The sequence below is a fragment of the Streptomyces sp. GESEQ-35 genome (assembly GCF_017948485.1).
GTDB lineage: Bacteria > Actinomycetota > Actinomycetes > Streptomycetales > Streptomycetaceae > Streptomyces.
In genome coordinates this window covers 70,330-90,926 of record NZ_JAFFSX010000003.1, presented here as the reverse complement: position 1 = coordinate 90,926, position 20,597 = coordinate 70,330, and the positions used below count along the sequence as shown (strand labels likewise).

The following is a 20,597-nucleotide window of genomic DNA, read 5'->3' as shown; positions in this document are numbered from 1 at the left end:
CCTCAGCTGAAGATGATCATCGACCCCTGTGCCAGGCTCCGCGTCGCCGCCGCGTGCAGGCCCAGCCAGACGTGCCGTTCGCGGGCGAAGGGGCTGGGGTCGTAGGGGGCGGGGACCGCCGGTTCCTCCAGCTCCGTGGGGGCCAGTGGGGCCTGCGGCGCGGCCGGCGGGTTGGCCGGGTCGATGCCGATCGAGGCCGCTACGAACTCCAGCTCGCGCAGCAGCGATTGCGAGGAGCCCAACGGGCCGCCGCCCGCGAGGAGTTCGTCGCTCGACAGCGGGTGCGGGAACTCGACCGGGACGTACGCGCCCGCATGGTCGTAGTGCCAGACCAGGTGCGACTGCTGGGCCGTCGTCTCGAACATCTCCAGGAGCTGTTCGTAGTCGCCGCCGAGGTCGTCCACCGGCGTCACCGGGAGGCCGCACATCTGGAGCAGGTAGACGCGGCGCAGGAAGTGCAGCGCGTCGTAGTCGAAGCCGGCCACCGGGGCGACCTCGCCGGTCAGGCCCGGCATGTACTGGTACACCGGCACCGGTGGCAGCCCGGCCTCCGCCAGCACCTTGTTGTATTGCGCGAGTTCCTCGGCGAACGGGTTGTCGGGGGTGTGGCACAACACATCGACAAGCGGTACCAGCCACAGGTCACAGGCCAAAGGAGGTCTCCTCGAAACGACTCGGAGGAACAGAGGAACAGTAGTCGGTGCGGTGCCGATCAGCTCCCCGCGTGCAGGTCCCATACCCACACCCCGCCGGTCCACTTACCAGGGCTGCCCACCAGCTTCTCCACCGTCTCGCGCAGCTTGCCGTCGTTGGGCTGCGGCGCCAGCACCAGCACGCCGGCCTTCCAGAATTCGAAGTCCTGCCGGGCCACCTCGCGCCAGTTCTCCCCGATCTCGGGAACCTCGCCGGTGTAGCGCACCTCCCGCAGGAGATTGGAGGTGTGGCGGGGGGCGGCGCCGTAGATGCCGGTGCGGTCATCGCCGTAGGGGCCGTTGAAGTAGCCGCCGGGGAGCTTGAAGTCCATGTCGGCGACCGTCTGCCAGTGCAGGGCCTCCGCGTCGCCGGGATCCGGGAGGGGCACCGGGACGAGTGACTCGCCCTTTCCGAGGTACGACTTCCAGGTCCCGTCCGCGATGAACGCCGGCACCTCCGCGCGGTCCACCGCCTTCAGCGGGGCGGGGACGAGGGGGAGCAGGGCGAGGCAGACGCCGAGGAAGCCGACGTACTGCGTGGTCCTGGGGCGGGTGGCGGCCAGTCCGTCCACGGCCAGCGCCACCAGCAGGCCCAGCGCCGGTGCGCAGACCATCGCCACCCGGCTCTCGATGACCGACTCGAACAGCGGCTTCTCGGCGAGCAGCGCCCAGGGGCCGGGCAGGACGACGTCCGTCAGCGGGATGCGGAACTCCGGGCCCAGGGAGAGGAAGGCCGCGGCGACCGCCGTGAACGCCAGCGCCTTGACCAGGGTGTGCTCCCACAGCCGTACGACGATCGCGAAGGCGAGGGCGACCAGCGGCCAGCCGTAGAAGGCGTTCTGCTCGGTGGGGTTGAGGGAGAGGGCGTTCGCCGTGTCCGCGTCTCCCGCGATGAGCGAGCGCTCCGCGAAGGAGAGCAGGGCCAGCGGGCTGTTGCCCGCGTTGTCGCCGTGCAGGACGCTGTGGTAGCTCTGCGGGCCGTAGAACTGCCAGGCCAGGGGGTAGACGACCAAGGGGAGGCAGACCGTGGCGCCGATCAGCAGGCCCTTGAGGAGGGGGCGCCAGGACGTCTTCGCCACATCTCGTCGTACGACTCCGTAGGCGGCGGCGAACAGCAGCATGCCGATGGCCGCCAGGAGGAGGGGCTCCTCGCCGAGGAAGATCTGGTACGCCGCCATCAGGCCCAGCACGATCCCGTCCCGTACGACCCGGGTGCCCGCGCACAGGCGCAGGGCACGGTCGATGATCAGCGGGATCATGAACAGGATGATGAAGTTCGGGTGCGCGTTGGCGTGGCTGACCATCGGCGGGGCGAAGGCCGCGAGGGACGCCCCGACGAAGGCCGCGGCGCGGTGGCGTACGACCCGTTTCACGATCAGCCAGTACCAGGCGGCGGCGGTGGCGGCGAGGCCCAGCGTCATGACGACGCTGAGGGAGATCGCCGGGCCCGCGAGCAGGGTCAGCGGCGCGAAGGGGACCGACAGGCCGAGCATGACCGTGTTGGCCATGAGGTTCACGCCGTCCGGGAAGCCCTGGAGGTCGGTGAAGAGGGGGTTGCGGAAGTGGGCGACGTTGTCGGCCGTCACCGCGAAGAACCACTCCCACTGGTTCTGGTCCCTCATGGAGTCCGGCAGGTAGCGGTGGTCCGGGTCGAAGAAGCGGCCCGAGTAGAGGACGACCGCCATCAGGAGGAAGAACGCTACGGCCAGGGCGTCGGCCGGGCGGAGCGTGCGGGCCTTGAGACGGGCGAGTTCGGCGAGGACGCGGCCGTAGTCGAGGGCGCCGACCTTCGAGCCCGACTGGTGCGACCAGCGCACCGGGACCTCGGCGACCGGCCAGTCGGACCGGCTGAAGTGCTGGAGGACCTCGACGTCGATGCCCCAGCCGTCGAGGCGGGAGTCGGCGAAGGCCTCGCGGGCACGGTCGCCGTCGAACAGCTTGAAGCCGCACTGGGTGTCGCGGATGCCGGGGACGGCTATCCGGCGTATGAGTACGTTGCCCGCGCGGCCGAGCAGCTCACGCAGCGGATGCTGGCGGTCTCCGATCGTCGCGCCGGGCACGGAACGTGAGCCGATCGCGGCCGCGTAGCCCTCGCTGAACGCCTTGTCGAGCCGCTCCAACTCCTCGATGGGGGCGGCCAGATCGGCGTCGGTGACCAGGATTCGGCGGCCGCGGGAGGCGCCGACGCCGAGGCGGAGGGCGTGGCCCTTGCCGCGGTTGCGGGGGCCGGCGACGAGCCGGACGCGGGGGTCGTGCCGCTCGGTGACCAGGTCCCGGGTGCCGTCGGTGGAGCCGTCGTCGGCGACGATTATCTCCCAGTCGCCCCAGCGGCCCTCGTCCTCGCCGAGGTAGCCGGCGATGGCGTCGAGGGTGGGGCCGAGACGCCGTTCTTCGTTGTAGGCGGGGATGACGACGGAGAGGTCCACGGGGGCGGCAGGGCCCTTCATCCGGCCGCCAGCCGTTCGATGAGGGCGAGGGAGTCCGCGTTGTAGGAGGCGACGATCGCGCGTGCCTCGGTGGTGTCGCGGCGGGCCAGCGCGTCGACCAGCTCGGTGTGGCCCGACCACAGGTGGCCGCGCAGGTCGGTCACCCGGCGCAGGTGCTGGACCGCGCACACCCAGGACTGCACGCGCAGCCGGTGCAGGAAGTCGGTGAGGTAGGGGTTGCCGAAGAGGTTGCCGAGCTCTCTCCAGAAGCGCAGGTCGTAGCCGATCAGGACGCTGACGTCACCGGCGGTCGCCGCGCGCTGTGCCTCCTCGCCGCGGCGGCGTACCCCGGCGAGAACGGCGGCGGCACGGGCGTCGTCGTTGTTCACGTACCCCATGTGGCCGGCGTCGAGGGCCAGGAACATGCCGTCGGTGACCAGGCTGCGGGCCTCGAGGATGCCTCGGTAGTCCGCTACGGAGTACTCGTGGACGCGGAAGCCGCGGTGCTGGTCGGCCTCCAGGAGGCCCTGTGCGGAGAGATCGACCAGTGCCTCGCGTACGGGGGTGGCGGAGACGCCGTACTGGTCGGCGATCTCCTTCACCGTGAACTCCTGACCCGGCTTCAGCCGCCCCGCCAGCACCTCGTCGCGAAGCGCTTCGGCGATCTGTTGCCGCAGGGTGCTGCGGGTCACGGAGCCGTTGCCGGGGCTGCCGGGCATGGTCGGGGCGTCTCCCTACGTCGCGTTGGGTTGGCGTGCACGCATATGACTACGAGCACGCCACCTTACGCGTTCGGGTTCGGCGGGGCGCCGTCCCGGCGGGGGTGACCGTGGAGCTGATTTCGCCCCCGCCGCCCTTACCCGTCCCGTCCCCGGGGGCTGCGCCCCCGGACCCCCGCCATCGGCCTGAACGGCCTCGTCCTCAAACGCCGGACGGGCTGGTTGTGGCTGCCCTACTCCGTGTACTCGTCCGCCACCGCCAGCGCCGTGTCCAACGCCGTCAGCCCCTCCTTCAGCTCGGCTTCGCTCACATTGCACGGCGGCACGACGTGCGTGCGGTTCATGTTCACGAAGGGCCAGATGCCGGCCGCCTTCGCGGCGGAGCCGAACGCGGTCATCGCGGGGTCGGCCGCGTTGTACGGCACCAGCGGTTCGCGGGTCTCCTTGTTCTTCACCAGCTCCAGTGCCCAGAACATGCCGACGCCGCGCACCTCGCCCACGCAGGCGTGCCGCTCGGCCAGTTCTCGCAGGGCCGGTTCCACGATCTCCGCGCCCAGCTTGGCCGCGTTCTCGACGACCCCTTCCTCGGCCATGACGTTGATCGTCGCGACGGCGGCCGCGCAGGCCAGCGGATGCCCGGAGTAGGTCAGCCCACCCGGATACGCCCGCTTCCCGAACGTCTCCGCGATCGCCCCGGAGATCGCGACTCCGCCCAGCGGCACATACCCGGAGTTCACGCCCTTCGCGAAGGTCATCAGGTCCGGTACGACGTCGAACAGGTCCGCCGCGAACCATTCGCCGGTCCGCCCGAACCCGGCCATGACCTCGTCCAGGACGAACACGATCCCGTACTTGTCGCAGATCTCACGGACGCCCGCCAGATATCCCGGCGGTGGCACCATGATCCCCGCCGTCCCCGGAATCGTCTCCAGGATGATCGCGGCGACGGTCGACGGCCCCTCGAAGGCGATCGTCGTCTCCAGGTGTTCGAGGGCCCGCGCGCACTCCTGCTCCTCCGTCTCCGCATAGAAACGGGAGCGGTAGAGGAAGGGTGCCCAGAAGTGCACGACCCCGGCGGTCCCGGTGTCCGACGCCCAGCGGCGCGGGTCACCCGTGAGGTTCACCGCCTGCTGCGTACCACCGTGATACGAGCGGTACGCCGACAGCACCTTCGGGCGGCCCGTGTGCAGCCGGGCCATCCGCACCGCGTGCTCCACGGCGTCCGCGCCGCCGTTGGTGAAGAAGATCTTGTCCAGGTCGCCCGGCGTCCGCTCGGCTATCAGCCGTGCCGCCTCCGACCGCGCCTCGATCGCGAACGCGGGCGCGAACGTCGTCAGCTTCGCGGCCTGTTCCTGGATCGCGGCGACGACCTTCGGGTGCTGGTAGCCGATGTTCGTGTAGACGAGGCCGCTGGTGAGGTCGAGGTAGCGGTTGCCGTCGTAGTCCCAGAAGTACGACCCCTCCGCGCCGGCGACGGCGAGCGGGTCGATGAGCTCCTGCGCGGACCAGGAGTGGAAGACATGCGCACGGTCCGCGGCCTTCACGGCGGCGCCGACCTCGGGGTTTGGCTGAGGGGTCATGCGGGCGAGCGTAAATGTCCGCGATACGGAAGCGGTATCGGCGTCCTGTCTGTGGGACGACGCTTTCCGCGACAGGTTGTCGACGACCGGCGACTCTCCTTCGGGATATTGACAGCATGCTGCGTAAGTGACAGCATGCTGTCATCGAGCAAAAGGGAATGCCGAGGAGGAGCCATGCACAAGCAGCCCGTACACCTCGCCGTCTACGACACCCTCGCCGACTGGGAGCCCGGTCACGCCACCGCCCACCTCGCCCGCGCCGGGTACGAGATCCGCACCGTCGGCCCGACCCGTGAGCCGGTCACCAGCGTCGGCGGACTCCGTATCCAGCCCGACCTCGCCCTGGCCGACGTACACCCCGAAGGCAGCTCCCTGCTGATCCTCCCGGGCGCCGACCTGTGGGACACCAGCGACGACCTCGCGCCGTTCGCGCGCACGGCGCGGGAGTTCCTCGACGCCGGCGTCCGCGTCGCCGCCATCTGCGGAGGCACCGCCGGACTCGCCCGCGAGGGCCTGCTCGACGACCGCGCCCACACCAGCGCCGTCTCCTTCTATCTCGCCGCCACCGGGTATCAGGGCGGCGACCGGTACGTCGACGCAGACGCCGTGACCGACGGCAACCTCGTCACCGCGGGACCCACCGAACCCGTCGCGTTCGCCCGGGAGATCTTCCGGCTCCTCGGGGTGTACGAGGGCGAGCTGCTCGACGCCTGGTACCGGTTGTTCCACGACTCGGACGCGGAGGCGTACGCCGTGCTCGCGAAGGCGGGAGCGGCGTGAGCAGGGAGCGGCAGGATCTGCTCAGCCGCAGCGCCCTCGGGGTCTTCCGGCTCAACGGTCAGTTCCTCGCCGTGGCAGAGGAGTTGGCGCGGCCCGCCGGGCTCACCGCCGCCTGGTGGCAGGTGCTCGGCGCGGTGCTGCGGGAACCGCTCACCGTCTCCGGGATCGCGCGGGACATGGGCATCACGCGGCAGAGCGTCCAGCGGATCGCCGACCTGCTGGTGGAGCGCGGACTCGCCGAGTACCGGCCCAACCCCGCCCACCGCCGCGCCAAACTCCTCGCACCGACCGAGGAGGGGTACGCGGCGGTCCGCCGGATCGACCCCGGGCACACCGTCTTCGCCGACCGGCTCGCGGAGGCATTCGGGGAGCGTGAACTCGCCGACGCCGTACGCCTCCTGGAACGGCTGTCGAAGGTCCTCGAACAAGTGGGTCCGCCCGTTACGGAACCGTAGACGCCGCCCCACTCGCCTCCCCGTATCCCCGCACTATCTTTGATCTGTTGCACAGCGCGTATCGGGGGAAGGCGGCGCGGCGATGGAGAAACTGGGGGCCGGGGATCCACCGCGGATCGGGGCGTACCGGCTGCTGGCGCGGCTGGGCGCGGGCGGCATGGGGCAGGTGTATCTGGCCCGGTCGGATCGTGGCCGGACCGTCGCGGTCAAGCTCGTACGGGAGGAGCTGGCCGCGCAGGAGGAGTTCCGGGCCCGCTTCCGGCAGGAGGTGCAGGCCGCGCGGCAGGTCGGCGGGTACTGGACGGCGCCCGTGCTGGACGCCGACACCGAGGCCGCCGTGCCCTGGGTCGCCACCGGGTATGTCGCCGGGCCCAGCCTCCAGCAGGTCGTCGGTCGTGATCATGGGGCGCTGCCGGAGCGGTCCGTACGGATCCTCGCGGCCGGGCTCGCGCACGCGCTCAAGGACATCCATGCGGCGGGGATCGTCCACCGCGATCTGAAGCCGTCCAATGTGCTGGTCACCATCGACGGGCCCCGGGTCATCGACTTCGGGATCGCCCGGGCGATGGAGACCGTGACGGACGGCGGGCTCACCCGTACCGGCGCGCTCGTCGGCTCACCCGGTTTCATGGCGCCCGAGCAGGTGCGCGGGGACCGGATCACCCCGGCCTGCGACGTCTTCTGCCTCGGCTCCATCCTCGCCTACGCCGCCACCGGCAACCTCCCCTTCGGTACCGCCAACAGCGGTGTCCACGCCCTGATGTTCCGCATCGCCCAGGAGGAACCCGACCTGGAAGGCGTGCCGGAGGGCGTCGCCGATCTCGTACGGCACTGTCTGCGCAAGGATCCGGCGGCGCGGCCGGCGCTCGACGAGATCCTGGAGCGTACGGGCGTCGAGGAGACCGTCTCGGACGGGCGGTCGCGCGATCCCTGGCTGCCCGGTGCGCTGGTGGCCCAACTCGGGCGGCACGCCGTGCAGTTGCTGGAGACGGAGAATCCGGAGGCGGCGGAGGCGTCCCCTCAGGCATCGCCCGAGGCGTCTCCTGAACACGCTTCGGCCGCGGACGACGACCCTCCTACGGTCGTACAGGCCCCGCCTCCGCCGGGGCAGCCGGGCGGCGGCAGCCCCTTGAACCACCTGCCCACCATGGTCGCCGGTCCGGGAGCCCAGACGCCTCCGCCCGCGCCGACGCCGCACCCCGCGTACGGCTATCCCCAGCAGCACCCGCAGCCTCCGGCCTACGGGTACCCGCAGCAGCAGGGGAGTTACAGCGCCCCGTACAACCCGTACAGCGGCTCCGGCGCGACCCCGCCCTACGGCCCCACTCCGCCGTACGGGCCCGGCGCACCCCAGGAACCGCCGCGCCAGAGCGGGCGTTCCACCGTGCTGCTCGTCGTGATCGCCCTGGTGGTCGCGCTGGCCGCCGGTGGCTCGGTCTTCGCGCTGATGAACGGCGGCGGCGACGACGCGAACGACGGCAAGGCGACCGAGTCCCCGAGTGTGAGTGCCCCCGCCTCGTCCGGTCCGACGACGGCGCCGGAGTCCTCCCCGGCCACCTCGGCGCCCGCCGGCGGTGTGATCCCGACCGCGTTTCTGGGCACCTGGTCGGCGACCATCGACAACGACGCCGGGCGTCACACCCGCCGGCTCACCGTCCAGCAGGGCGAGGTGGGCGACACGGTGCTCTCGCTCGCGGCCGACGGTTCGGACTACCACTGTGTGTTCCAGGCGCAGCTGACCGAAGAGCCGGGCACGGACGGCCCGTTGGAGATCGGCCCCTCGACCGTCACCGTCGGTGAACCGGCCACCTCCTGCACACCGGGTGCCGCCACCGAGCTGACGCTGCTCCCGGACGGGCGTCTGGAGCGGGTGACCACGAGCAATGGGGAGAAGCTGACCTACGCGCGGCAGTGACCAAGTCCCTCTCCGTGTGCGCCTGTTGAAGGCACTGTGCGTTGGTTGAATGTCAAGCGAACTTCTGCGGACGTAAACGGAGTATCACAGCCCGCGACCGTACAGTGACCGGAAATTGTCCGGTTCTGGGAGTTGCGGGGGCACCCAGTGGAGTGGCTGAGCGCAGAGAACGTCGTCGCCGTCTCGACCGCCATGGTCGGCATCGTGGCTTCGGCCGTCATGGTGTGGTACGAGCGTCACATACCGCGGCGCAAGCGGATCGGCTACCGCGTCCAGATGGACAACCCGATAGGCGACGACTTCCAGTCGGGCCGTCCGAACGTCCGGCTCGGTTCGTTCGACGCGCCCAACATGGCCAACGGGACGCTCGTACTGCTGCGCATCGAGAACGACGGCTCGGAGAGCATCGGCCTCGACGACTACACGAGTCGTGAACTCAACGGCCTCACCGTGGAGTTCACCGACCGGAACATCCACGGTGTGTCGGTCACCCAGCCGGCAGGCACCGACCACCTGATGAGCCACTTCACGCCGCACTCGGGCTTCGGCTACGACGAGGACGGCAACAAGCTGCGCATCCCGCGCGTCCCGCTCAACCGCGGCGAGTACTTCAAGCTGCTCGTGCTGCTGTCCGGCGGTGACGTGGGCGCGGACATCAAGCTCGTCGGCGGCATCCGGGACGGTGTGGTGCGTCCCAACCGCGGTGCGCTGCCGGACGACAAGCCGCCGCTGTTCAGCCGGGCGGCCCGGGTGATCACCATCATGCTCACCGTCTCCGTCGTCCTCCTCGCCGCCATCGTCATCGCCCGCGACGACAATCCGCCCCCGCTGGGCTGCGAGAAGGGCAAGCTCACGGTCACCGGCTCCACCGCCTTCGCGCCCGTCGTCCAGGACCTGGCCAAGGAGTACAAGAAGGACTGCGAGGGCTCCGACATCGACGTCGAGGCGCGCGGCAGTTCGGCCGGCGTCGATGAACTCGAGGACCTGGAGGGTGAGTCGGCGAAGACCCGGGCTTCCATGCTCGCGTTCTCGGACGGCCGCAGCGCACGCGCCGGCCGCACCCTGGAGGCCGAGCCCATTGCCCTGTCCGTCTTCACACTGGTCGCCCATGACGGCCTCGACCTCTCGAAGGGCCTGTCCCTGACGAGCGTCCGGCGCCTCTACTCCGGGGAGATCGGGTACTGGGACGAGCTCGACCCGTCGCTGCCGCACCGGCGTGTCGTCCTGGTCAGCCGGAACGCCGACTCCGGCACCCGGCAGATCTTCCAGGACCGGGTGCTCGACGGCAGGTGGGAGGGCGTGCCCACCACGTCACTGGACTGCGACCTCCAGGGCGACAGGTCCGCCCCCGTGCGCTGCGAACTCAACTCCACGGAGGACGTGCTGAGGACGGTCGCCGCCACCCAGGGCGCCATCGGCTTCAGCGAGCTCAACCAGGCGACCGACGAGAAGGGCGTCAGGCTCGTGGCCCTCAACGGCGACCTCGCCGACGTCGACGCCATCGAGCACAACGGCAGCCCCTACCCGTATCGCGGAGTGGAGTACGCCTACACCTACGGCTCCCCGCCCCCCGGCTCCCTCGCCGCCAGCTTCCTCAACTACGTCCGGAACCACGGCCAGATCGTGATCCGCAGCCACGGTCACGTGCCCTGCTCGACGACGGCGGGCGAGCAGCTCTGCCGCGACGACTGACACACCCTCAACTCTCCGCCCGGCAGGCCCCCTTGCGCCGCACTTGACGCGTCCACAACGATGGGTGCCGGTTCGTTCGCATCGGCCACGGGAGACGACATGCGCCCCAGCCCCTCCAGAAGAACGGTGCTCACCGCGACGGCGGCGAGCGCGGCGGCACTGGGAACGGCCGGCGGGGCGGAGGCGGCGCCGGCGTCCGGGGGCGGCGGCCCGGCGACGGCACAGCCGCCGACACGCGAACTCCGGGCCCTGCTGCGGGAGATATCCGAGACCCGCATCGAGTCGACGGTCCGCAAACTGGTCTCCTTCGGCACCCGCCACACCCTCTCCGTCCAGGACGACCCGGTCCGGGGGATCGGCGCGGCCCGGGACTGGATCGCGGCGGAACTGCGCAAGTACGCCGCGAGCTCGGACGGCCGTATGACGGTGGAGCTCCAGTCGTACATCCAGGAGCCGGGGCCCCGTATCCCGGTCGCGACCCGTATCACCAACGTCGTGGCGACCCTGCGCGGCTCGGTGACGCCGGACCGCGTGTACGTCGTCTCCGGCCACTACGACTCCCGCGTCACCGACGTCATGGACGCCACCTCGGACGCGCCGGGCGCGGACGACGACGCGTCGGGCGTGGCCGTGGCGATGGAACTGGCGCGGGTGATGGCCCGGCGCAGGCCCGCCGCGACGATCGTGTTCGCCGCGGTGGCGGGGGAGGAGCAGGGGCTGTTCGGGGCGGCCCACATGGCGCAGCAGTACCGGTCGGCGGGGACCGATGTGCAGGGCATGTTCACCAACGACATCGTCGGCAGCCCGAAGGCGGACGACGGCACGGTGGACCCGTACACGATCCGTCTGTTCGCGGAGGGCGTGCCGTCCTCGGAGACACCGGAACAGGCGGCGCTACGGCGCTCGGTGGGCGGTGAGAACGACTCCGCGACCCGCCAGCTGGCCCGCTTCGTCCGTGACGTCGCGGACAACGACGCGACGGGGATGCACGTCCGTGTGATCTACCGCCGGGACCGCTACCGCCGGGGCGGCGACCACATCCCGTTCCTCGAACGCGCCTATCCCGCCGCCCGCTTCACCGAACCGACCGAGGACTACGCCCACCAGCACCAGGACGTACGCGTCGACGAAACGGGCAAACAGTACGGCGACCTGCCCGAGTTCTGCGACTTCCCGTTCATCGAAAGGGTGGCCCGGGTGAACGCCGCCACCCTCTGGACCCTGGCCCAGGCTCCCGGCGCCCCGACGGGCGCAAAGATCATCACGGCCACGCTGACCAATTCGACCGAACTGGTGTGGACGAGGGGCACGGAACCGGACCTCGCGGGATACGAGGTCGTCTGGCGTGAGACGACGTCCCCGGACTGGACGCATGTGATCCCGGTGGGGGACGTGACGGGGTACGAGGTGGACCTGTCCAAGGACAACGTGTTCTTCGGGGTGAGGGCGGTCAACCGGGCGGGGAACAGGAGCCCGGTGGCATTTCCGAACCCGCAGTCGTAGCCGTCCACCTCAAGACGCCGGTCCGCGCATTCCAGCCCGTCCGGCGTTTGAGGACGAGGCCGTTCAGGCCGATGGGGGTCTGGGGGCGCAGCCCCCAGGGATGGGACGGGTAAGGGCGGCGGGGGCGAAACTCACCGCGGTTCCGGCGGCCGCTGCCGAGGCATGTTCGGCCGCGCGGAGCCCCCCGACGACATCGGGAACCGACCTTGCACGACAGCCCCCTCGCCCCGAGCGCCTCCGGCCACCGCCGACTGGATCCCCATCGGCGCGGACCCCGTCCGGAACTCCACCATCCAGTCCGCCGTCTCCGCCCGCACCAACTCCGTCACATCCTCGGAGAACCTCCGCAGCACGGCGAGACACCGGTCGGCAGCCTCGCCCGCCGTCCCCTCCGTCGGCCCCAGCACCTCGCGCACGCTCTCCGAGGCCCAGTCGAACTGAAGCACCTGAAGCCGCCGCTGCACAGCCTGCGCAGTCGCGACGTCCCTTATCCATCCTGACGTCACCCCGAAGCACCGGTCGACGGCCACACAGGCCACCCCGAGCAGCAGCGCCAGATACCCCCACGCGGCCGCCCCGCCGATCACCCCCGTCAGATCCAGCAAGGGCAGCACACCCCCGGCCACCGCCCCCACCGCGGCGCCCGCCCGCAACCCCCGCGCCCCCCGCCGCTTCCACACCCGGTCCGCGAGATACCAGGCCGCGGTGTCGAGCGCCCCGCGCTCCACCCACCGGTACAGCTCGTGCAGCCGTTCCGCCGGCTCGGCCCAGTCCCCGGGCGGAAACGCCCGCCCGATGAGATCGCCCGGCCGCGGCCCGGCAGCGTCCTCGCCGCGCCTGTCCTGAGGCCGACCCTCGGGCTGCATCTCCGGCTGACCCACCCGGCACTCCCTACTGATCACGGTGCGTGACGCCTGCATGGCGCTCACGTGACACCTGATGCTGACGCGCCTGACCCTTCCTACCTCCCAATGGGTGGCGAAGACCCGGTTTTCGCCTCTTTTCCGCCCGGAAGTGGGTCTTGATCAGGTATAGGACTCACGGCCGCCTCACTCGAAAGAGTGCTGGGGCGACGGCTGCGCGGACCACGTAGGCTCGTGCCGAGCGGGAAAAACGAGCGGGAAAAACCCGTACGCGGAAGAGGAGCTGATCGTGATCCCCGGTGGTGGCCAGCCCAACATGCAGCAGCTGCTCCAGCAGGCCCAGAAGATGCAGCAGGACCTGGCGCAAGCGCAGGAGGAACTGGCGCAGACGGAGGTCGACGGCCAGGCCGGCGGCGGCCTGGTGACGGCCACCGTCACCGGCGCCGGCGAGCTGCGCGCCCTCAAGATCGACCCGAAGGCGGTGGACCCCGAGACCGCATCTGCTGAAGAGACGGCCGAGACGCTCGCCGACCTGGTCATCGCGGCGGTGCACGCGGCCAACGAGAACGCGCAGACGCTCCAGCAGCAGAAGCTGGGCCCGCTGGCGCAGGGTCTGGGCGGCGGCAGCGGTATCCCCGGCCTGCCGTTCTGACTTCTGTTCTGTGACGGGGCCTGCCTTTCTAGGACGGGCGTCCGGCAACTACCGTACGAACTGAACAGCACCAGGAAGGGCGGCAGTCCGTGTACGAAGGCGTGGTCCAGGACCTCATCGACGAACTGGGGCGGCTGCCCGGCGTCGGTCCCAAGAGCGCGCAGCGGATCGCCTTCCACATCCTCCAGGCCGAACCGACGGACGTACGGCGTCTCGCGCAGTGCCTCATGGAGGTCAAGGCCAAGGTCCGCTTCTGCGCGATCTGCGGGAACGTCGCGCAGGAGGAGAACTGCAACATCTGCCGCGACACCCGCCGCGACCCCGCCGTCATCTGCGTGGTGGAGGAGCCGAAGGACGTCGTCGCGATCGAGCGCACGCGTGAGTTCCGCGGCCGCTACCACGTCCTCGGCGGCGCGATCAGCCCGATCGAGGGTGTCGGTCCGGACGACCTGCGTATACGAGAACTTCTCGCGCGGTTGGCCGACGGGTCGGTCACGGAACTGATCCTGGCAACGGACCCGAATCTGGAAGGCGAGGCCACGGCCACGTACCTCGCCCGCATGATCAAGCCCATGGGCCTCAAGGTCACCCGCCTGGCCAGCGGCCTCCCAGTGGGTGGCGACCTGGAATACGCGGACGAGGTGACCCTTGGCCGCGCCTTCGAGGGGAGACGACTCCTAGATGTCTGACGCCACGCTGCACGCGACCACGCAGGACCCGGACGACTTCGCGGTCCAGATCGCGGACCAGGTGGAGAGCTTCCTCGTAGCGGTGAGCGAGGTGGCGAAGGGCGACGAGCCGGAATCGGCGATCCCCTTCCTCCTGCTGGAGGTCTCCCAGCTGCTGCTGGCCGGCGGCCGTCTCGGCGCGCACGAGGACTTCGTGCCCGAGGAGCGCTACGAGCCCGACCTGGGCCCCGAGCCGGACGTGGACGAACTCCGCGAGAACCTCGCCCGGCTCCTCGAACCGGTCGACGTCTACTCGGAGGTCTTCGACCCGTACGAGCCCCGCAAGGCGCCGGTCCCCGCCCGTATCTCCGACGATCTCACCGACGTCATCACCGACCTTCGCCACGGCATGGCCCACTACCGTGCGGGCCGCACCGTCGAAGCCATGTGGTGGTGGCAGTTCTCCTACTTCTCCAACTGGGGCGCCACGGTCTCCGCGGCGCTGCGCGCGCTTCAGTCCGTCCTCGCCCACGTCCGCCTCAACCAGCCCCTCGAAGAACTCGACGGCCTCGACACCGACCAGGCCATGGGCGACGACACCCTTGAGTTCGAGGCCGGGAAGGTGATGGCGGAGGAGATCGCGGGTCCGCTGGGGCTGCCGGCGACGAAGGCGAAGGCCAAGTCCAAGGCCGAGTCCAAGTAGCCAGGGCGCCGTCGGCGTCGTCAGTCCCCGCAGTCTCCGCCGGGGGCGGGGGGCGTCGAGGGCGCCGGCTCCGGGTCGGCGGGCACGGGTTCAGTCGGCTCGGCGGGGTCCGTCGGTTCGGTGGGGTCGGTGGGCTCATACGGGCCTGACGGCTCCGTCGGTTCGGTCGGCTGAGTCGGTTCGGCCGGCTCCGGAGGGGCCGGTGTCTCCTCGACGGGGGCGGGCTCCGAAGGCTCCGGCGCGGGCGACCCCGGCTCTTCCGCCCCCTCCTCCGGTGCTTCCGGAGTGGCGGGAACCGGCTCTGAACCGTTCGGCGCCGACCCGTCGATCGCCGTCACCGGTACCACCACGGCGGCGTCGGCCGGGGCGTCGACGACGGTGTGCGCGGGCCCGGTCCGTTCGTCCGACCCGGCCTGCTCGCTCCTCTGCCGGTCGACCGGCACCTCCGCGGCCACGTCCTTCGGCGGCTGCTCCACGGGTATCTCGGTCACCGGGCCCTTCGCCACCGGCACGCCCTCCGGCGGACCCGAAGGGGAGTCGAGCACGCCGAGCGCGAGGACGAGCGCGGCGGCGGCGCTCACCACCGTCGTACCGACCGCGACCGACGTCGGCACCTTCGAGGCGCCGGTCACGGCTTGGTGTACCCCGTGCAACAGTCCGCTGCCGTGCCCGCCCGCCGCGGACGCCGCAGTCGCCGCGGTCGCCGCACCGGCGGACCCCGCGGCGAACGGCAGCAGGAACTTGCCGGCGCCGCCCAGCGCGAAGACGAGCAGCGCGGGACCGGTGAGCGCGGGCAGCCGGTCGTTGGCGCGCATCAGGACCGCGAGCCGGTGGCGGCAGTCGTCGCAGGCGTCCACATGACCGAGCAGCCGTTCGGACTGGCGCGCGGTCGCGTTGCCGCGCACATACGCGGGCATGCGCCCCCAATGGACCTCGCAGGCGGGGTCGTCGGGGGCGCCGTCCTGGGTCCGCAGGAAGGCCTGGCGCATGCCTTCACGGGCCCGGTGCAGCAGGACCGCCGTCGCTCCCTGCCGGATGCCGATCTGGGTGCCGACCGCGGTCAGCGGCTGGCCCTCCGCCTCCGCCAGCCACAGCGCCTTCACCCAGCGCTCGGGCAGCTGACCCAGCACACGTACCAACAGGTCGACGGAGGAGACCTGTTCGGCCGGATCGTCGACGTGCGCGTCGGGTCCGGCGTGCTCGTCGGTCTGCGGATCCCGCGGCGTCTCGCGTGCGCCGCTTCCGGCCGCGGCGGCGAGATGGCGCACCGTCGTCATGAGATACGCGGGCACGTTGTCGATCTCGTGCCCGGCCGCCAGCCGCCGCCAGACGCGGAAGTGGGCCTCGGCGACGAGGTCCTCGGCGACCCAGGCGTTCCGGGTGAGCGTCCGCGCGTAGGCGACGAGGCGGGGCTGGTGCTCCTCGTAGATCCGCGCGTACGCGGCGGTGGCGGACGCGAACTCCGGGGCGGGCGCGGCGGCGAGGCCGTCGGTCATGGCGGGGCTCCAGTTGCCTGCGGGTGTGGCAGGGACAGGTTTGTAAGCCTAGATGCCATAACATTCAACAAAAGTTCCCGGCTTCAGTGGGAGTGATGTGGATCACATCAACTTGCCTCTGGTTTCGGCGTAATGAGCGAGCCGCCCGCGCACTCAAGGAGGGCATCGGCCGAAACAGGCGCCCCCACCTCATCCGAATCGGAGTCCGACCATGGACATCACCCTGGAACACCCCGTCCACGCCCGCCTGATCACCACCGGCCGCGAGCTCCCGGTCCCCGTGACCCTCCGCTACACCTCGGCCGATCCCCTCGCCGTGCACCTCGACTTCCCGGCCCACATCTCGCTCAGCGGCGAAGTGGCGACCTGGACCTTCGCCCGCTCCCTGCTGGAGGAGGGGCTGGACGCGGCCGCCGGGATCGGCAGTGTGCACATATGGCCCTGCGGACCGCTGCGCACGGTCGTGGAGCTGCACGCGCCGGAGGGCGTGGCCATGGTCTGGTTCGACCCGGCCGTCCTGCGCCGCTTCCTGCTCCGCTCGTACACCGTGGTCGAACCAGCCGACGAGAGCCTGGGAGCCGCCCTCGATCAGGGCCTCACCTCGCTGCTCGGGGGAGTCTGAGGTGAGCTCCGCTCAGATGCGTACGGCGGTGCCGCTGACGCCGATGCCGGGCTCCTCCCGCACCGACACCGAGATCGTGCTCGGCCGTCCCATGTCCACACCCTGATGGATGGTCAAGGCCGCCGGAACGGGCACGAGCCGCAGCTCCCTGAGATAGCCGCCGAACGCTGCCGCCGCCGCGCCGGTGGCCGGGTCCTCCACAACACCGCCGGGCGGGAAGGGATTACGGGCGTGGAACACCGTGGGCGACTCCCGCCAGACCAGGTCGACGGTGGTCCAGTCCTTGCGGCGCATGAGCGAGCTGAGCGCGGACATGTCGTAGTCCAGGTCGGCCAGACGGCTCCGGGAGCCGGCGGCGATCACCGGATGCCAGGCGCCGGCATAGGCCGCGCGCGGCGGCAGCGCCGGATCGAGATCCTCGGCGGACCAGCGCAGGGCGGCGAGCAGTTCGGCCAGATCGACGTCCGGAATCGGCGCTGTACGCGGCTCGACGCTGGTCAGGGTGGCCACGATGGTGCCGTCCTCCGCCCGGGCCGTCGTGACGGGTACCGGGCCCGCCTTGGTGTGCAACAGCAGGGGTCCCGGTCCGTGCCGGTCCGCGTACGCGACCGCCGTGGCGATCGTCGCATGACCGCAGAACGGCACCTCGGCGAGCGGGCTGAAGTACCGCACGTCCAGGGCGCCTTCGACCGAGGGCACCACGAACGCCGTTTCCGAGTAACCGACTTCGGCCGCCGCCGCCAGCATCGTCGCCTCGTCGACCCCCGAGGCGTCGAGGACGACACCCGCGGGATTGCCTCCGGCGGGCTCGGTGGTGAAGGCCGTATAGCGCAGGATCTCCATCCGACCGACCGTAACGACGTGCGCTACCGAAGGCCACCCCAATACGTCCACACCCCCTTCCCCACCGCCCCGAGCCCGCCCGCCAGGGCCAGCAGCAGTACGAAGGACCGGACCCGCTGCTCCGGTATGCGCCCGGCGAGTCCCCGTCCGGCGAGCGCGCCGACGGCCAGCGCGACAGCGAGGACGGCCCACTGCGGCCGGCCCAGCCGAGGCACCCCGTTCGCGGCCACGGAGAACACGTTGACGACGACGCCGTAGAACAGCGCGTTCGGCACGAAGTCCCGTACGGACCACCCCGCGTTGACCGCGTACAGGGACACGGGCGGCCCGCCCACCCCGGCCGCCGAGTTCATAAAGCCGCCCACCGCACCGGCCGCGACCGCTCCTGAGGTGCCGCGCAGCGCGGGCACGCGGGCGCCCCGCATGACGAGCAGGACGGCGACCGTCACCAGCCCGCCCATGACCAGCATCAGCCCGGCTTCGGGCAGTTGGCGGGTGAGCCAGGTCCCCGCCGGCACCGTGCACACCGCCGCGACGCACAACGGCAGCGTCGCGCCCGGCCGCACCCGCCGCCACCCGGCGGCCAGCCCCACGGCACTGATCACCCCGGCCGCGCAGTTGACCAGAGCGACCCCCTCACCCGGCCCGAGCAGCACCACCAGCGCCGGCACGGCGACCAGGGCGAACCCCATTCCGGTGAGCCACTGGACGCAGGAGGCGACCAGCACGACGGCGCCCAGCAGGAGATCGGCTGTCATGGGTGGGGATCCTCGCTGCCGGGAACACCACGGTCAACGGGGTTGAATTCCAACCCAACCAACCAAGTCTGTAAGTGAGTTGGGGGAGCGTAACCCGAAAGGGTGACGTTCCGTGATCGGCTTGCGTCGGAACGTAAAGCCGCTCTAGGTTCGCCGCAAACGTGCAAATAGTTCGGCCCCGGTCGGTGCTACCAACACCGGCGCCGGGGCCTGACCTACGGATCGAATGCGAGTCGATCGTGGCTTACGCCCAGCCTAGTCCTGCCCTGCCGTCCCCGTCGCACCCCCTGGCCAAAGCGGGCTACGGAAAACGCGCCACGGGTGACGAAGACCCGCACGCTGACCCGGACTTCGCACACCTGAGCCCCCGCGACCGTGAGATCGCCGTCTTCGTCGACCACCTCGACGAAGGCCACGCGACTGGCTACAAGGCGATCGCCGTCGTACACCCGCTATGGCCGGCAAGCCGTGCGCACTTCACAGAAGCGCATCGCCGAGGCCGGCCACCTGCGTCACATCCGGGAGCACATCACCGTCGAGGACAAGTCGATGCGGTGGGTGACACGCGCCACGGCAGGGACGTGACGGAGCACTACCAGTCGGGTCTGGCCCGGATCGATGAACCTGCGGCACCGGAGGCCGTGCCGGATGAGCCGGACGATATGCAGACTCCTGAGCTGAAGCCCAGCGCCTCCTACCGCACCCTCGCCGAACTGCACGACCGTGGGTCGACTTCCCAGGACATCACCCGCGCCCTCACCGACAGACTCCCGCCCGCAGTCAGCAACCCGGGCGGACTCGCCCGCAACCGATTGGAGGGCAAGATGCCCCCGAAGAAGGCGAAGGTCCGGCAGAAGGCCGCGCGGCGAGCCTGTGTCAGCCGCGTGATCATGGCCTGCGTCACCTGTGACGCGGACGAGCGGACAACCGAGATCACCAACGGCATCTGCCGTGAGTGCCACGCGGAGTTCGAGGCCGAAGAGGCGAATGAGCCGGAGTGGACGCCCATCCCGGAGACGTTCCTGCCGAGCCCGGTCCCCGAGGCCGGGGTGGTGGACGTGACGCACTGGGCGGACGAGGTGCGCAGGGCGGGCGGCCTGCGGTCGAAGGCCGGGATGGCGTTGTGAGCGTGCAGGACGTGCCGGTCAGGGCACCATGGAGTCAAGGAGGCGACGCCATGACCCCCAGGACCGAGCACCGGCAGCCGCAGATGTCCGTCGAGGAGTTCGAGCAGCTGCAACGCCATGCCCCCGAGACCGTGCGGCTGGAGTTCATCAATGGAAGGGTCCAGGTCAAGCCGGTGCCGGACGGAAACCACAGCGAGATCTACATGTGGCTCCTGGAGCGGTGCATGCAACTGCGTCCGGATCTTCGGTTGCATCCCGAGCGGGGTCTCAAAACCGAGGCCTACCGCAAGGGGCGGGCCCGAGCAGACGCGATCCTGGTTCCCAGAGGCGGCCTCAAGGGTCATGGCGAGTGGTCGGAAGGCGACGGTGTACTGATGGCTGTCGAGATCACGTCGTTCGACTCCGACACCAACCAGCGCGACCGGGTCGAGAAACCTGACGGCTACGCAGCCGCCGGTATTCCCGTCTACCTCCTCGTCGACCGCGACGATGGCTCGGTCGTCGTGTTCAACCAGCCCGAGGGCGGTCGCTACCGACATGAGGAGAAGCTGCCCTTCGGTGCCGCCGTCAAGCTCCCGGACCCCGTGAATATCAACCTCGACACCGAGCCCCTCAAGGAGTTCGTGGACTGACAACTCCCTGCGCCCCGCCCCTCCTGGGCGCCATCATGACCGTATGACAGGGCAGTCAAAGGCGTTGATGTGGGCGGGGATCGGGCTGTGCGTCGCGGGTGCGGTGGGGCTGATCGTGGGCGCGATCCTGGACGTCGACGCGGCGGATCCGTGGGCGAGTGTGGCCGGGGGCGCGGCGGCGCTCATCGGGCTGGCGCTTCCCCTCTATGCGTACTTCGGTCAGCCACGGGCAGCAGCGCCTTCCCGGCGCTCCGTACAGGCGAGCGGTGACCGATCGGTGGCCGCAGGCGGAAGCATCGGCTCTGTCTCGACCGGCAACGGCGTGTCCGCCCCGCCCCCGCCCACGCTGCCCGCGCCCACGTCGCTGCCTCCGAGCGGAAACGTCACCGCCTCCGGTGACCGTTCGGTCGCGGCCGGGGGTGACGTCGGAAGCGTGTCGACGGGGAACGCGTGAGCGACGGCGAGTCGGTG

General features: G+C 70.7%; 20 protein-coding genes. 12 read left to right on the top strand and 8 right to left on the bottom strand.

All coding sequences use genetic code 11. The features are described from left to right. Positions 1–2: 2 nt before the first annotated feature. From KCH87_RS07380 to KCH87_RS07365, 4 genes are all read right to left on the bottom strand, one after another. A complete protein-coding gene (locus KCH87_RS07380) occupies positions 3–653 on the bottom strand; it encodes a hypothetical protein (RefSeq protein WP_210585093.1) in 651 nt (216 codons plus the stop codon). Between the two features lie 59 nt (positions 654–712). Beyond that, on the bottom strand, positions 713–3,139 hold the full coding sequence (locus tag KCH87_RS07375; protein ID WP_210585092.1) for a dolichyl-phosphate beta-glucosyltransferase: 2,427 nt from the start codon (positions 3,137–3,139) through the stop codon (positions 713–715). After that, positions 3,136–3,837: a GntR family transcriptional regulator gene (locus tag KCH87_RS07370; RefSeq protein ID WP_210585091.1), complete on the bottom strand. Its 702-nt coding sequence runs from the start codon at positions 3,835–3,837 to the stop codon at positions 3,136–3,138. The genes KCH87_RS07375 and KCH87_RS07370 overlap by 4 nt, the downstream gene beginning before the upstream one ends. Before the next feature lie 233 nt (positions 3,838–4,070). Beyond that, a complete protein-coding gene (locus tag KCH87_RS07365; protein WP_210585090.1) occupies positions 4,071–5,417 on the bottom strand; it encodes an aspartate aminotransferase family protein in 1,347 nt (448 codons plus the stop codon). Between the two features lie 174 nt (positions 5,418–5,591). Between KCH87_RS07365 and KCH87_RS07360 the strand changes: the two genes are divergently transcribed. The 5 genes from KCH87_RS07360 to KCH87_RS07340 all read left to right on the top strand — a co-directional run bounded on the left by KCH87_RS07360 (position 5,592) and on the right by KCH87_RS07340 (position 11,762). Further along, positions 5,592–6,197, top strand: a complete 606-nt coding sequence (locus KCH87_RS07360; RefSeq protein ID WP_210585464.1) for a type 1 glutamine amidotransferase family protein — start codon at positions 5,592–5,594, stop codon at positions 6,195–6,197. Then, positions 6,194–6,652 (top strand): MarR family winged helix-turn-helix transcriptional regulator, encoded by a 459-nt coding sequence (locus KCH87_RS07355; RefSeq protein WP_210585089.1) that lies wholly within the window; start codon positions 6,194–6,196, stop codon positions 6,650–6,652. The genes KCH87_RS07360 and KCH87_RS07355 overlap by 4 nt, the downstream gene beginning before the upstream one ends. An 82-nt stretch (positions 6,653–6,734) precedes the next feature. Continuing rightward, the gene (locus KCH87_RS07350) at positions 6,735–8,567 is read left to right on the top strand and encodes a serine/threonine-protein kinase (protein WP_210585088.1); all 1,833 of its coding nucleotides are present in this window, start codon (positions 6,735–6,737) and stop codon (positions 8,565–8,567) included. Positions 8,568–8,714: 147 nt separating this feature from the next. Then, positions 8,715–10,259, top strand: a complete 1,545-nt coding sequence (locus KCH87_RS07345) for a PstS family phosphate ABC transporter substrate-binding protein (RefSeq protein WP_210585087.1) — start codon at positions 8,715–8,717, stop codon at positions 10,257–10,259. 99 nt (positions 10,260–10,358) lie between these two features. Continuing rightward, entirely contained in the window at positions 10,359–11,762 is a 1,404-nt protein-coding gene (locus KCH87_RS07340) for a M20/M25/M40 family metallo-hydrolase (protein ID WP_210585086.1), read from the top strand. A gap of 131 nt (positions 11,763–11,893) precedes the next feature. On the opposite strand, the gene KCH87_RS07335 is transcribed toward KCH87_RS07340, so the two are convergent. Beyond that, on the bottom strand, positions 11,894–12,643 hold the full coding sequence (locus KCH87_RS07335; RefSeq protein WP_210585085.1) for an SLATT domain-containing protein: 750 nt from the start codon (positions 12,641–12,643) through the stop codon (positions 11,894–11,896). Between the two features lie 271 nt (positions 12,644–12,914). On the opposite strand from KCH87_RS07335, the gene KCH87_RS07330 reads away from it, so the two are divergent. From KCH87_RS07330 to KCH87_RS07320, 3 genes are all read left to right on the top strand, one after another. Further along, on the top strand, positions 12,915–13,277 hold the full coding sequence (locus KCH87_RS07330; protein WP_210585084.1) for a YbaB/EbfC family nucleoid-associated protein: 363 nt from the start codon (positions 12,915–12,917) through the stop codon (positions 13,275–13,277). Between the two features lie 89 nt (positions 13,278–13,366). Next, positions 13,367–13,966 carry a recombination mediator RecR gene (recR, locus tag KCH87_RS07325; protein WP_210585083.1) on the top strand — a complete coding sequence of 200 codons (600 nt, stop codon included), beginning with the start codon at positions 13,367–13,369 and terminating at the stop codon, positions 13,964–13,966. Further along, a complete protein-coding gene (locus KCH87_RS07320) occupies positions 13,959–14,648 on the top strand; it encodes a DUF5063 domain-containing protein (RefSeq protein ID WP_210585082.1) in 690 nt (229 codons plus the stop codon). The genes recR and KCH87_RS07320 overlap by 8 nt, the downstream gene beginning before the upstream one ends. A gap of 20 nt (positions 14,649–14,668) precedes the next feature. On the opposite strand, the gene KCH87_RS07315 is transcribed toward KCH87_RS07320, so the two are convergent. Continuing rightward, entirely contained in the window at positions 14,669–16,144 is a 1,476-nt protein-coding gene (locus KCH87_RS07315) for a sigma-70 family RNA polymerase sigma factor (RefSeq protein ID WP_210585081.1), read from the bottom strand. A 211-nt stretch (positions 16,145–16,355) separates the two neighbouring features. Here KCH87_RS07315 and KCH87_RS07310 point away from each other — a divergent pair, with 211 nt between their 5' ends. Beyond that, positions 16,356–16,766, top strand: coding sequence for an SsgA family sporulation/cell division regulator (locus tag KCH87_RS07310; RefSeq protein WP_210585080.1), 411 nt, complete (start codon positions 16,356–16,358; stop codon positions 16,764–16,766). Positions 16,767–16,778: 12 nt separating this feature from the next. On the opposite strand, the gene KCH87_RS07305 is transcribed toward KCH87_RS07310, so the two are convergent. After that, positions 16,779–17,609, bottom strand: a complete 831-nt coding sequence (locus KCH87_RS07305; RefSeq protein WP_210585079.1) for a PhzF family phenazine biosynthesis protein — start codon at positions 17,607–17,609, stop codon at positions 16,779–16,781. A 23-nt stretch (positions 17,610–17,632) separates the two neighbouring features. After that, positions 17,633–18,367, bottom strand: coding sequence for a sulfite exporter TauE/SafE family protein (locus KCH87_RS07300; protein WP_210585078.1), 735 nt, complete (start codon positions 18,365–18,367; stop codon positions 17,633–17,635). A 554-nt stretch (positions 18,368–18,921) separates the two neighbouring features. On the opposite strand from KCH87_RS07300, the gene KCH87_RS07295 reads away from it, so the two are divergent. From KCH87_RS07295 to KCH87_RS07285, 3 genes are read left to right on the top strand one after another with little or no spacing between them, the layout of a single operon-like run. Next, positions 18,922–19,494, top strand: a complete 573-nt coding sequence (locus KCH87_RS07295) for a hypothetical protein (protein ID WP_247195868.1) — start codon at positions 18,922–18,924, stop codon at positions 19,492–19,494. Between the two features lie 50 nt (positions 19,495–19,544). Next, on the top strand, positions 19,545–20,126 hold the full coding sequence (locus tag KCH87_RS07290) for a Uma2 family endonuclease (protein ID WP_210585077.1): 582 nt from the start codon (positions 19,545–19,547) through the stop codon (positions 20,124–20,126). A gap of 43 nt (positions 20,127–20,169) precedes the next feature. After that, complete coding sequence (locus KCH87_RS07285; RefSeq protein ID WP_247195867.1) at positions 20,170–20,580, top strand: hypothetical protein; 411 nt, start codon at positions 20,170–20,172, stop codon at positions 20,578–20,580. Positions 20,581–20,597 lie beyond the last annotated feature (17 nt).

Bases quoted from the DNA above. Each gene is read 5' to 3' on its own strand.
- KCH87_RS07375 (WP_210585092.1), bottom strand. From the start codon at position 3,139: ATGAAGGGCCCTGCCGCCCCCGTGGACCTCTCCGTCGTCATCCCCGCC.
- KCH87_RS07370 (WP_210585091.1), bottom strand. From the start codon at position 3,837: ATGCCCGGCAGCCCCGGCAACGGCTCCGTGACCCGCAGCACCCTGCGG.
- KCH87_RS07365 (WP_210585090.1), bottom strand. From the start codon at position 5,417: ATGACCCCTCAGCCAAACCCCGAGGTCGGCGCCGCCGTGAAGGCCGCG.
- KCH87_RS07360 (WP_210585464.1), top strand. From the start codon at position 5,592: ATGCACAAGCAGCCCGTACACCTCGCCGTCTACGACACCCTCGCCGAC.
- KCH87_RS07350 (WP_210585088.1), top strand. From the start codon at position 6,735: ATGGAGAAACTGGGGGCCGGGGATCCACCGCGGATCGGGGCGTACCGG.
- KCH87_RS07340 (WP_210585086.1), top strand. From the start codon at position 10,359: ATGCGCCCCAGCCCCTCCAGAAGAACGGTGCTCACCGCGACGGCGGCG.
- KCH87_RS07320 (WP_210585082.1), top strand. From the start codon at position 13,959: ATGTCTGACGCCACGCTGCACGCGACCACGCAGGACCCGGACGACTTC.
- KCH87_RS07315 (WP_210585081.1), bottom strand. From the start codon at position 16,144: ATGACCGACGGCCTCGCCGCCGCGCCCGCCCCGGAGTTCGCGTCCGCC.
- KCH87_RS07310 (WP_210585080.1), top strand. From the start codon at position 16,356: ATGGACATCACCCTGGAACACCCCGTCCACGCCCGCCTGATCACCACC.
- KCH87_RS07305 (WP_210585079.1), bottom strand. From the start codon at position 17,609: ATGGAGATCCTGCGCTATACGGCCTTCACCACCGAGCCCGCCGGAGGC.
- KCH87_RS07300 (WP_210585078.1), bottom strand. From the start codon at position 18,367: ATGACAGCCGATCTCCTGCTGGGCGCCGTCGTGCTGGTCGCCTCCTGC.
- KCH87_RS07290 (WP_210585077.1), top strand. From the start codon at position 19,545: ATGACCCCCAGGACCGAGCACCGGCAGCCGCAGATGTCCGTCGAGGAG.
- KCH87_RS07285 (WP_247195867.1), top strand. From the start codon at position 20,170: ATGACAGGGCAGTCAAAGGCGTTGATGTGGGCGGGGATCGGGCTGTGC.